The sequence below is a fragment of the Salinivibrio sp. MA351 genome, from assembly GCF_001996065.1.
GTDB classification, from domain to species: Bacteria; Pseudomonadota; Gammaproteobacteria; order Enterobacterales; family Vibrionaceae; genus Salinivibrio; species Salinivibrio costicola.
Genome location: NZ_MUFG01000008.1, coordinates 1 through 11529, shown reverse-complemented (window position 1 = coordinate 11529; position 11529 = coordinate 1). Strand labels below are relative to the sequence as shown.

Genomic DNA, 11529 nt, shown 5'->3' with positions numbered 1-11529 from the left:
AATTATCCCTTTTCGAAAAAATCTAAAAATGCGTGGAGTGGATCGGTAGCACGTAAGCGACCATTATCGTTCATGGGCAGAATGCGCTTTGCCAATTCATCCCGCTCATGTTCAGAAGATGGCCAGTTCTGCGGGGACTCTTTTACTAGTGCTGCCGATAATTTTTTTTGGTAGGCCTCTTCATCTTGTTGTGATGTAAGCGATAAGTCCAAGTCGGCTGATAAGGCACGTTGCCAGCTCGGTAGAAGTAGCGCTATCGCACACCATCGGTCACCATCCGTGTATGGTCGAATAATAAGAGGACTGGCCATCCGCTCTTTACTTTGCGGTGCCAGCGTCATCTTTGGCGGCTCTTTTTGGGTTTTATCGTTAAAATCAAAGATAATTGGCATGCCAAATGCCGCTCTCGGAAACGCATTTCCCGCGGGGTGTTCCGGTTCATGATTAATTTTATGCTTTTTAATCATTCTCCGAAGCTGATCTGGCTCCGGCCAATAGCTACGTCCGGGACGTTTGTCTTGATTACCCTGATTTCGGCCTATCCCTTCTTTTTGTCGAAACTTATAGAGTGAAAACGCTGCCGCTTCCCAAGCATTTTCCGCTGACTCGAAATATTTTTTGCCACTGGCATTCGAGGCAAAAGATAACGTCATGGCATCGGGCATGTCTTCCGTTGATATGCTGTCGATACCCGCTATCTTTATCGCACCGAACCCTCGACGCGTCCTGCCACCGATGCCGCCAAAAGACGCCCACCAGCGTAGCGTTGTCTCGACATCTTCCTTAATTGCGTCTGGGCAACGAATAGACAGGGTGAACCTAAAACCACTTTTTAAACAAGATGTTTGTTCGGCCGCCCCAAGAAGATACTTCACGCCTCTAGCATTGAGACGTTTTGTTGGTATTGTCTCCAACCTATTCTTGGGACAGTCAACATAAATACTCACCTTGCTCGCCTTTGCTCCATGGTCACCAATACCACCCCAAATGGCTTCTTCCGCGCTGCGTAGTTCTTTAGGGTTGTCCGGACCACACGCGATACGCCACCAAAAGCGCAAATGACCACGAATCGCACTCGCGCGAATAGGCATGGCTTGATCAATTTCTCCAGCGAGCACACCGCCGCCATACATGGGAGTGACAAGCTGGCATTCGTAGCTTTCCCAGAGATTGTCATCACTCTTTTGCGCTTTCTGCTTCAGAGAGGCTAACTCCTCATTAAGCGCTGCAAAGTCTTTGCGCTTCGTTTTTCTTCGCATTCCAACACTCCATTTTGTCAGGCGACAAGCTAGGCAAAGTATGGCTACTCTTTCATACAGCTCAGTAATTTAACACGGTTTATATGGTTAAAAAATGAATATGGGTCAATCATTTAAGTATGCCTCTTATTGACACACTTAAGCTGCCTGTGTGTAGGTCGGCATAAGCGCCAACTCAATCGAACAAACTTGGTGTGATTTGCGCCGCGCGCCATCCGACATTGAGGCTAACGATTAACCTCGATCGTGACAGGCGCCCGTTGGCAGTTTGCACATATCCAACACCGTGCCGGGGCTTGTGTCACCTACGCTGCCTGTGCGGCAGTGAACTTCGGGGCAGTCCGGCCCTCGCTGTTCGAACTTTTCTAAGCTGCCTGTGCGGCAGTGAACTTGCATCATGTTCTTTGATTGGCGTTCGCATTTTTCTAAGCTGCCTGTGCGGCAGTGAACGCAAGACGCTAGCGGTGTTTAAGTCTTCAATGTTTCTAAGCTGCCTGTGCGGCAGTGAACAGCTCTCTATTAACGATGCGCTGGCGCGGCTGTTTCTAAGCTGCCTGTGCGGCAGTGAACGCTTCCATGTACCGACGCGCGCACCTTTGACCTTTCTAAGCTGCCTGTGCGGCAGTGAACGCTCATCGGGTCGGGCTGTGCGGCTGCTTGTATTTCTAAGCTGCCTGTGCGGCAGTGAACCTGCACCGGGTAGTTGTTATTCATATGAGACATTTCTAAGCTGCCTGTGCGGCAGTGAACTAGGTGATTTGAAGCTGCGCGAAAGTCTGAGTTTTCTAAGCTGCCTGTGCGGCAGTGAACCTGACGAGTTCGTCTCAATGGGGCACATGTTATTTCTAAGCTGCCTGTGCGGCAGTGAACGTTGGTCCGCCAGCCAGATCTCACGCTCGTAGTTTCTAAGCTGCCTGTGCGGCAGTGAACCAGGTTCGGCATACGGACGCCGAGAGACTGGATTTCTAAGCTGCCTGTGCGGCAGTGAACAGTAAAGCGGCTCGAAGCCGAAACGCTGCGCATTTCTAAGCTGCCTGTGCGGCAGTGAACAATCGCGCATTTTCTCGACAGACGAACCCGTCTTTCTAAGCTGCCTGTGCGGCAGTGAACGTTGATCCGCCAGCCAGATCTCGCGCTCGTAGTTTCTAAGCTGCCTGTGCGGCAGTGAACTTGTCGCACTGCTTTGTCTTCGGCCCCTTGGCTTTCTAAGCTGCCTGTGCGGCAGTGAACAATAGAATAACGTAATAATCGTCAGTAACAACAGGCCGTTAGGATAAAAATCGTCTTTTACCCTTGTTAAGAATGGCCTGCCGTAACTAACTGTATTTCCTGTTTATTTTTAAAGAGCCCAAAAAGAAGGGGTAAAGAGGGGTTTCCCCCTCAAAAACACGGCACCGCAGATTGCTGATCGGGTTCGCGTCGGCTTAGCCCATAACAGGTGAACGGTTGGTCCTTGTTTGGCGGCTGTTTGGTTGTTTCCCGCTCGATATACAAAGCAAACTCGGTATTTGGCTGCCCTGCTCGCTTTTGGCTCGAGAGGCTCGTCACTTGAATAAAAGGCAGCGACCAGCGTTTGTCGTCCGTTTTAATGTTTTCCAACAGACGACGCTTTACTTCCTCCTCATCGTAGCCATTTTTGCTGGCAATCGCGGCCGCGCGCCGGTCGAGATTTTTGTAAAGTCGCTGCGGCGATTTGTAGTTCCAACGTTTAAAGTAGGCATAGTCTTGCACCCCTTCTGGCACCGGCTTAACCGCTTTAATATGTACATAATCGGTCAGGCGTGATAGCCAGCGATGAATGTTTAACTGCTCAAATTCTGCCTCGGTTTGTGCAAACAGGCGCAATCGGTGGCCGAGTGGGAAATCACCTTGGCGATAATCCGGAAACCCCACAGCAATGACCGATTGATTCGGTCCGATTTTGTTTTCCGCTAAGGCAATGTGCACTTGCTGAAACACCTTGTGCCAGAGAAAATCTGCCGAAATATCGGTGTCGGGCAACAAGGTGATATCAATGTAATACTGCATTGTGCCTCCTTATGCGCCAAACACGCCGCCGCGGATAAGCATCGCCATAATGTAATGCTGCTGTTCAAGCGTTGGGGTTTTGTCTTTTAACATCCATCCATCGAGCAGGTTGTAAAAGTCGTTCTTTTCTTTTGGCTGACGATACGCCGCACCGCGGTTAGTCACCGAGCCATAAGGTTCAATGGCGATTGCGCCCACTTCGTCATAGGCAGGATGCCAAGTATCAATAGTGCGCAGCGCGTTGCCGATTTTTTGTGAGTGCATCGCGGCTTGGCCATCTAATTGATACAAGAATTTACTTTTGTCGCCTTTACCGCCGCCCATTACTAGCTCTTGAGAGGGGTAGACCGCTTGCCCTTCGCCCAGTTGGCAGTAGGCTTCAACATGAATAAGCGCATGCGCTTCTGTTAAGCCATATTGGATCACCTCTGCCAGCGCGGTGACATCTGAGTGCGTGTCAAAATCACGTAAGCTGAATTCATAACTATCAAAGCTAAATTGCTTCTCGCCTGCGGTAACTACAACCTTAACTTGCTCGGCACCGACACGGTTGCGCCACAAAAAACGCCCATTGGCAATGTTGTGTGCGTAACGTTGCGCCAGCTCTTTAAAACCGGTTTCTGATTGATAGTCACGCACTTTATCAGCCAACGCTTGCTGATAGTCCGGATTGTTACAGGTTGACGGTACATGTAGTCCGCTGAGCACACGCAGTGAGAACGTCACTTTAAGCGTATCGGCATCATGCGGTAGTGCCGCAACATCGACCGTTTGTAGATTCGCTTTAGATACTTCCGCATCTAGCTTGGCGGGATCATTGGCAGTGGCCGCTTTTAAGCGGTTAGAGATGGTGCCTCGCACTGATTTTTCGCCCACATGAATGGATTGCCAATCGCCTTTTTCCCAGTTGCCGGCATACATTAGTGCATCCGAAGGCACCAGTTTCGCTTCAAAGACAAGGACGGAGGGGGTAGTCAGTTTTTTATCAGCCATGATGAAATCTCCTTAATTACAAAAAGTCAGGGTCAAAGTCAGTGTTGTCATCGGTTGTGGGCACAACGTCAGGTTCAATGGGTTCGTCATGCGTTGCTGCCGTCACGCGGGCAAGATACCAAGGGTAATCACCGTGATAACGCCAGCATGCCTCGTCGATATCGGTGAGACGATGTACGCTGCGCCACTCCCCTACGCTGTACGCCGCTTCTACAAAACTTACCGGTACCTCTGGATCGCGCACATTGGCGACCTCACCTGCGGCATAACAAGGGGAAATTGCGCGGTAGCCCGTCATAATCGGCACCAAATATCCAGGCTTGGGTTTGGCCACGCGCTGCCATTGCGCCGGAACGGGTTGGTTATCGTCGTTAGGTAGGTGTTCATCATCGGCGACAGCGTGGTACGTCAACATGGCAAACTCACACCAAGCATCAAACAAGCTGGCCTGCGCATTGTGTTGCAATAGCTGTTGGTGATGTTGAGCGAGATAATCATGTCGGTCGCAAAGGACAAAGCCCGGCATGATACGGCGCAGCGCCTTTTTTTGCATGTTTGCATCCGCGAGCAGTTCAATCTCGCCAATCGCTAAGATCTGTCCACCTGCGAGCCGCCGCTGAGGCGCTAAATCTTTCACCTCCGCGACCAACTGTGCTGCGGCGGCTTTATCACCGGCAATCAGCCCCTCAACCTCAATCAGCAAAGAGACTTGCATACTCATGCGCCCCTCCTCATTGATCGACGCCGTTTCGCCTTTGGCGGTAACCGGGTTGCGGGTTAAAGCGAAGACATAGTCGCCCCACCCTGAGGGCTGCCGTGCATGAACATTGTTTTTATGGCTCACCACGGTCACGCCACCTAATCGCAACCCCAAGGCATCAGGAAGTTGACGTGATAGCGCATGGGCAAAGCCAAGAAAGTGCGTGATCGCCGGAAAACCATAAGTCAGCCCTGCGATAGCATTCGCGTTCTGCACCTCAATGTGCTTAAGCAATAGATACTGTGCCATTATCGGGTCTCCTCAAATTGAGGCGTGTCGCGTTCAAACGCTTTTAGCTGGGTTAGGAATACTTTGCGGATGTAATCAAATTCCGTATCACCAAGCAGGTAGCGTTGTTTGTCCTCAAGCTGGCGCAGTAACCAAGCGGCAAAATCAGAGGCGACAGTGCCCAGCCAGTCTTGTGCCTCACGCTCACGCTGAAATTGCGCGTCGGGGTTATACACATCCAGCCAAAGTGCGTGTTCACGTTTTAGTCGGCTCGCTTTATCATCAGTGCCTTGGCTCCAACCGGCTGGGACTTGCTGCTGAACCCGTTCGGCATAGTCAAAAACCAAGTCAGTGAGAGGCAGAATAAAGTCATGGTCACGCCGGTAACGAGTAGCAAAGTTGCGGTCCCGTTCGGTAAGGCTTGCCAGAAAGGCGCGAAAATCGTGAAGCAAATGACTGGCTTGATAGGCTAAACGGCGATTGAAGATACTGGTTTGCTTGCTAGGATCCTCCGGCTGTTGCTGATAGCTTGGCGGCGCGACATTGAGTAAAAAGCCCTCGCCATGACGCTCACTATTCAGCTGTGACACGTTTTGCGGTTTAGAGCCTCCAAAGGTTTGTTTAACGGTACGCGGAAACGCTTGTAACGGCTCTGGATGGTAATACTGTTTGTTTTTTGCCTCGCGAATCGCTTTTATTTTTTCACCAAATCGTGTTGCGCGCACCTTGGTGTAGAGCGTGTGCGCGAGGCTGGATGAATATAGCGGGCACAGCAGGTGATACTCATCTTCTTCGACCGGAAAGTAGGTTTGCTTAATCAAGTTATGAGCCGACAACACCTGATCGCCTAGCGCCAGTGAAAAACCTGCACGCCACGTCTCTAACAAGGTGGCGTCATCCGTGAGTGGCTTAAGCACGCTGATATGGCCGGCTTGTAACTGAGAAATGAGCGATTCACCTTCCACAGTGACTTTTAAAAAACGTGCCACATCCAACGCAGCCGCATTGCCGACCGCATCAATGGCTTTATCGGTCAGCGAATAGCTGGTGAGGTAGCGAGACTCGCTCTCATCAACCTCAGTGACCAGCATGCTGCTCGCTCTGGCATCGCTGTGAACGAATTTGGGGCAATGCGTGGCGAGGCTGACTTGCTTGGCTCGCGTCGCAGCGTCTGTGACCCAGTGAATTGGCTCAAATTTCGCTTCGATCGGGGTAGCTTTCTCTGCGTAATCGGCATTGGCGATCGCCTCTTGCTCTTGGCTGGCGGCGGCTTTTAGGGCCTTATCACGCGCCTTTTGCAAAGGCTCAAGCTTCGCCTGTTTGCGCTGTTCAATATATGCCAGCAGCGCATCGTATAGGCTGTGTTCCATAAGCGCTTCCTTYATCCTGTTGTTCCATTAATTTTTCTTTATTCCCGAAAGGCACCCAGTTGTGGATGCCAACACCAAGTGATGTTTTGGCCTTCCCGCTCAGCCGCGAGGCGTATTTCGCCCAAATGCTGGCTCGCTTTTTTAATCGACCATCCCAGTTGGTCAGCAAAGTGCTGATAAACAGCTTCCGGATCAACGTCAGACCACCAATGGCAACCGGCTGCTAGCGATATTTCGGCGGGTTTAAAGCGATATGAGTGATCGGCGTATTGGTAGGGATAACGTGAAGTATCTAACTGTTGCCAAGTCAGCGTGTCATCGTCGTTATAGGCCAGCACAAAGCTTTCTTGGCGCTGACTGTGACGAAACGGGGTGCGCCGGATCAGCTCGCCGCTCCAGCTAGCATGTTTACCGGGAAAACGTAGTCCAGCGGCTTGACTGATAAGTGTTTCATTCCACCAAAGCTCGGCTTCCTTACCGGTTCGGAAAAAATCAGGCTGATACTTTTCCCCGCCCGTGAGCTCAAGCGTAAAGCGCAACGCACGATGCTCTTGTACGCCCCAGTGTGTCACCGGCTTGGCCTCTGTTTTTTTCGGCAAAGCAAACTCAAAGGCGCATTTTTCCAGCTTGGGAATTTCCTGAATGCGAGGCGTGGCGGAAATTGCCGTTAGTCCTTCATCAAGCGTGACCTTGTAACCTTTTTTTAGCGGGATAGCGGTGCTTTCAAAGCCTGGCTTACAATAAGCGGGATACTTGCCTTTTAACGCACGTACATTCTGATCGAGCACATGAATATTGGCGGTTGTTGGCGCTTGCTGACGGTGACGTTGTACCCGCCCCGCCAACTGAATTACGGCACGCATTGAACTCGGCTCGGCAATAGCCCAGTCATAATCGTGATCGCGTCCTACTTCCACCACCGCCGTGCCCACCACCACAAACATCAGATGTTTGGCATCACAGTGTTCAATACCATGACGAATCTCCGGCTGCTCGAAAATCGCCGTTTCTTCATGACGATTTAACGCCGCATCGAGACGACTCTCTCGATAAGAACGCAACGCCAGCGGAAACTGGGAGTGGTACGAGCAGATAAAGATCGCATGATCCGGCTCCGGCGAGATTTGCATCAGCGTGCGGGTCAGCGCTACCATCGGATCGATATTGGCCATGCGCACCACGCCTATCGACACTGTTTTGCCGGATGCATGAGTTTGATGATGCGCATGGTGCAACTGATGGATATGGGTATGGATAAGTTGCGCTAGCGGTCCAAAATCGAGGTTAGGTTCGCTGGATGTTGGAGGAACAGCCAAAGAGGTAATCGCGGAGGTGTCTACCGTCTCCCCCTTTCGCAACACTTGCTGTGCGCCCTCTAATCGCTTAACGCGTTTTGAGACAAAATCACGGTGGTAAGCCACGTAATCGGTTTTACTCGTCACCGTCTGGATCTCGCTAGTAAATTCATCAAACCAGCCGCAAATCACAGGCGTACTGTCAGCGCCGTTTGTCGAGGCGTTCTCACCAAACTGGGCATGATTAAACTGCGCCCTGCCCGCGCGATAAGTATCAAACAAGCTTTTTACTAGAGAAGGCGGCAAAGTCGCCGATGAAAGCAACACCCGAGACCCTAACATGCCTGCCCAATTAACTAAGCGACACAGCGCCGGTAAGTCTTCAAGACCAAAATCATCGGGCTCATCAAGGACTAAGTCAGTACTGAGCAGACGCAACATGGGCGCAATTTGATGACCGCCGCGCAGGCTTTCAGTGGCGGGCATCAGATGATCAATCGTGCTCACTAACACCGGCGCACTGACCAGTTTCTCCAGCTTAGGCTGACTACTTAGCCAGTGTTTCAACCGTCCATCGTAGATTTGCCCTTCGTAGCTAATAAACAGTTGCTCGAGAAAATCTTCGGTGGATTCACTGCCGCCGGTGGACTGGTGTGGCGTATTTTGTACCTCGTGCAAACGCTGGATGGCTTGCGAGCCAACGAGCACGGCCAACTCATCATCGCCGAGTTTCAGCAGCTCACGATAGGCATCGCCGGTTTGCAAGGTGAGTGTTCTCAACCCGAGCGCCACCGAGAAACGACACCCCTGCCAAGGATCGGATAACGCATACATAATGCGCGCGTTGGCGATGGTTTTCCCACAGCCTGTCGACGCCATATTAATGCCGAAAAAGCCCTGCGTTTCCGACTCAGTGGCTATGGTTTTGGTTTTACGATAGGCGATATCTTGCCAGCGATACTTCTCTTTTTCGGCGCCTTGGCTAAAGCGACGGTGCTGGGCAATCGCCGGCAATGCCCATTTGAGTGAGGGTAAATTCTCCGCAAAGCGTTTCGCATTAATGGCCACGCCGATATTGTGCTCATCCAATTGTTGTTTAGGTGGCGCGTTTTTGCGTTTGCCTTGAGACTGGTCTGTGTTAGCAATAGGCGCGTAATGGCCGTCCCGCCATTTGGGCTTGCATTTCTCCAGAGGCAGCGACGAATAATAATGATCCGCCAGCATTAACGATAAACGTGCCATATGGCTGACAAACCGCTGCGATAACCAATCAACTTGTCCATGAGCGCTCCACGGATATTGGCGCGCACGCTGGGCCAATTGACGCGCTTTTTGTTGCCAAGGCTGGCTTAAAAACGGGGTGCCATCAGGAAAGCGCCAGTTGTCGGTAAGCGCCTGTGTATCATATTTGGCGAGGTCAAGTGCGTTGGGCGCATTCCAGTGGCTACCAAAGCAACGGCTAAGCCATTGGTCAATTTGCGAGAGCTCAACCGGTGCCTTGTCGGCATCATAGTTCACCGGCAACCGATGGTGCGACACGATAAGCCAAGCCACGATGCGTGCAAATGGTGATAAGTCACTAAAAGCAGGCTGATAGCCTTCTGCTTCGGTAAATAGTTGCGCCAGTAGCGCTGCTTCATGCTCAATAGCCGTCTCGGGCGTCAGAGCCCTGAGTTCATCAAGCCATTGCTGATCCTTTTTGCCCTTAGCGAACGCTTCGAATAAACGCAAGGATACCCATTCATGACGGTATGGTTCGCCTTGGTGTGTCGTTTGGCCACGAAGCTTTTGCTGGAACAACGCATTGGCTTTGCCAAAATCGTGAAACAATCCCGCCATGGCCGTTGCCAGCACGATCACCTCATTAAGCTGCCAACCCTGCTCCCATTCCTTGTGGCCAAGGTCCAGCTCCGTGCGATTGACCGGTACATTCCCTTCTAAGTTAAACTTGCGGCGATTACCTACAATCCACACCAGTTGGCTATGAGTCCTCGAACGAATCCAATGACAACTGACCGCGGTGCTGCGGCTGGCGGTTTTGCTTAGCATTTTTCGCACCGTGTTTAAGCCATCTTCGGTGATCAGCGTCTGCCAGGTGTTATCACCTATTCGGTTAGCAAAGGCATCGAGCACGCGGCGGGTTTTCTTCAGTGCCTTTTTCTCGCACTGAGAAATAAAAGTCACCATCATAGTTGCTGCTCCGTTATCTCATCCTCAGAGTAATCTTGCAGCGCAATGGCTTTGATGGTGTTAAACATAAAGTCCATCGCTTTGTGCTCAATAAAGGCTTGTAAGACTTGCTGGCGAAATTCTTGTTCGGTGGCGTTTTCTTTGGCGCATACAAACGCCCAAGGCAGTACAATGGCATCTTTGATTAGGTCAGCCGCATCAAACACCAGCGCGCCGCGACGGGTTTTGCCATGCATCACCGCAAATCCGTGCGGGATACCAAGCACCCACAAACAACTCGCCGCCAAGCCATAGGCTAAGTAGTTGCCATGATTTAAAAAGCGATTGGCGAGATCGTCGGCCTCATGCTGACGTTTAAAACCGTTTTTTTGCGTGCGGTTGGCGGCGTGTTTGTAGAGCGCTTTGGTCAGCTGCGCTTCGGTAAGCAATAAATCAGCTGACTTGCTGGCCTTGTCGGTTCGTGCCACAAAGGTGTCGAGCGCACCGGCCAATTCGGCCACATCGAACCCTTCAAGTTTAAGTTCACGGCTCGCTTGCCAAACCTGCTTTAAGTAACTCAAACGAGCTAGCTGAAAAGCCTTTGCAGCATCCAGTCGCTTTTGATCATCAAACCAAAAGGATAACCAACCTTGCAGATATTCGGTGGGCCGATACTCGCTTTGTGGCGTAAACCATTCGACCTCGGTTGCCATATGCAGCGGTGTGCCCCCGCCACTACAAAAGCCAACCAGAACGCCTGCTTGCGACAGCATACGCATCGCCGCTTGCGTGATTGACGTGCCGGTGCCGAGCAATAAGACGGTGGTATTGGCAATGGGGATATTAAAGTAGAGGTTTTCGCGTTTCGCTTCCGCCAAGTATAGGACCCGTCCGTCTTTTTGCATCACGCGGCAATGCTCGAGGTAGTACATATTGGCACGTTTGGAGTGAAGTATCGTTTTAAGATCGGAGGGCGAGAGATCGTCCATGGGTGTCCCTTTCGTGATTGTCCCGAGTGACAAGGCACATCACTCACAAGCACCAAAAAGGTAACACAAACCGCATCGACTGCCCGTGAAACAAGGCACACTTTAATGTTTGAAGGAAGATCGCTTCATTAGTACGTATGTCAGTAATGTTCAATTACAATGCGCGCACTAACCAATAGTGAAATGGTTAAGATTCTGTGTCCAAGTCGTTAATCAATTCATCCATTGAAAAATCATCGACAAACGTGTCACTCGCCGACCCCTCATCAAGATGTGCGCGCAACACATCCAGTTTGGTTTTGCGTTCCTCAAGCGTGCGTAATGCATCACGAACAACCTCGCTAGCAGAGCCGTACCGGCCACTTGCTACCTCGTTTTTAATAAACACTTCCCAGTGCTCCCCTAAGCTTAAACTTGTTGTCGCCATAACTATCGAAC

At 51.1% G+C, this 11529-nt stretch carries 8 protein-coding genes and 1 CRISPR repeat array; all 8 genes read right to left on the bottom strand.

Annotated features, from left to right (window positions below; translation table 11 throughout):
* Positions 1-2: 2 nt before the first annotated feature.
* The 8 genes from cmr1 to BZG78_RS06260 all read right to left on the bottom strand — a co-directional run bounded on the left by cmr1 (position 3) and on the right by BZG78_RS06260 (position 11518).
* Positions 3-1259, bottom strand: a complete 1257-nt coding sequence (gene cmr1 / locus BZG78_RS06295) for a type III-B CRISPR module RAMP protein Cmr1 (RefSeq protein WP_077660696.1) — start codon at positions 1257-1259, stop codon at positions 3-5.
* Between the two features lie 302 nt (positions 1260-1561).
* Positions 1562-2489: a CRISPR direct-repeat array (repeat unit 28 nt; unit sequence TTTCTAAGCTGCCTGTGCGGCAGTGAAC).
* 150 nt (positions 2490-2639) lie between these two features.
* Positions 2640-3287 (bottom strand): type I-F CRISPR-associated endoribonuclease Cas6/Csy4, encoded by a 648-nt coding sequence (cas6f, locus tag BZG78_RS06290; protein ID WP_077660695.1) that lies wholly within the window; start codon positions 3285-3287, stop codon positions 2640-2642.
* 9 nt (positions 3288-3296) lie between these two features.
* Entirely contained in the window at positions 3297-4280 is a 984-nt protein-coding gene (gene csy3, locus BZG78_RS06285) for a type I-F CRISPR-associated protein Csy3 (RefSeq protein ID WP_077660694.1), read from the bottom strand.
* 16 nt (positions 4281-4296) lie between these two features.
* A complete protein-coding gene (gene csy2 / locus BZG78_RS06280) occupies positions 4297-5289 on the bottom strand; it encodes a type I-F CRISPR-associated protein Csy2 (protein ID WP_077660693.1) in 993 nt (330 codons plus the stop codon).
* Positions 5289-6638, bottom strand: coding sequence for a type I-F CRISPR-associated protein Csy1 (csy1, locus tag BZG78_RS06275; protein ID WP_077660692.1), 1350 nt, complete (start codon positions 6636-6638; stop codon positions 5289-5291). Before csy1 ends, csy2 begins: the two co-directional genes overlap by 1 nt.
* 38 nt (positions 6639-6676) lie before the next feature.
* A complete protein-coding gene (gene cas3f, locus BZG78_RS06270) occupies positions 6677-10123 on the bottom strand; it encodes a type I-F CRISPR-associated helicase Cas3f (RefSeq protein ID WP_077660691.1) in 3447 nt (1148 codons plus the stop codon).
* Entirely contained in the window at positions 10120-11091 is a 972-nt protein-coding gene (gene cas1f / locus BZG78_RS06265; RefSeq protein WP_077660690.1) for a type I-F CRISPR-associated endonuclease Cas1f, read from the bottom strand. The genes cas3f and cas1f overlap by 4 nt, the downstream gene beginning before the upstream one ends.
* A gap of 187 nt (positions 11092-11278) precedes the next feature.
* Positions 11279-11518 carry a type II toxin-antitoxin system ParD family antitoxin gene (locus BZG78_RS06260; protein WP_077660733.1) on the bottom strand — a complete coding sequence of 80 codons (240 nt, stop codon included), beginning with the start codon at positions 11516-11518 and terminating at the stop codon, positions 11279-11281.
* Positions 11519-11529 lie beyond the last annotated feature (11 nt).

Excerpts from the sequence above, each read along its gene's own strand:
- cas1f (WP_077660690.1), bottom strand. The coding sequence starts at position 11,091 with ATGGACGATCTCTCGCCCTCCGATCTTAAAACGATACTTCACTCCAAA.
- cas6f (WP_077660695.1), bottom strand. The coding sequence starts at position 3,287 with ATGCAGTATTACATTGATATCACCTTGTTGCCCGACACCGATATTTCG.
- cmr1 (WP_077660696.1), bottom strand. The coding sequence starts at position 1,259 with ATGCGAAGAAAAACGAAGCGCAAAGACTTTGCAGCGCTTAATGAGGAG.
- csy3 (WP_077660694.1), bottom strand. The coding sequence starts at position 4,280 with ATGGCTGATAAAAAACTGACTACCCCCTCCGTCCTTGTCTTTGAAGCG.
- csy1 (WP_077660692.1), bottom strand. The coding sequence starts at position 6,638 with ATGGAACACAGCCTATACGATGCGCTGCTGGCATATATTGAACAGCGC.
- csy2 (WP_077660693.1), bottom strand. The coding sequence starts at position 5,289 with ATGGCACAGTATCTATTGCTTAAGCACATTGAGGTGCAGAACGCGAAT.
- BZG78_RS06260 (WP_077660733.1), bottom strand. The coding sequence starts at position 11,518 with ATGGCGACAACAAGTTTAAGCTTAGGGGAGCACTGGGAAGTGTTTATT.
- cas3f (WP_077660691.1), bottom strand. The coding sequence starts at position 10,123 with ATGATGGTGACTTTTATTTCTCAGTGCGAGAAAAAGGCACTGAAGAAA.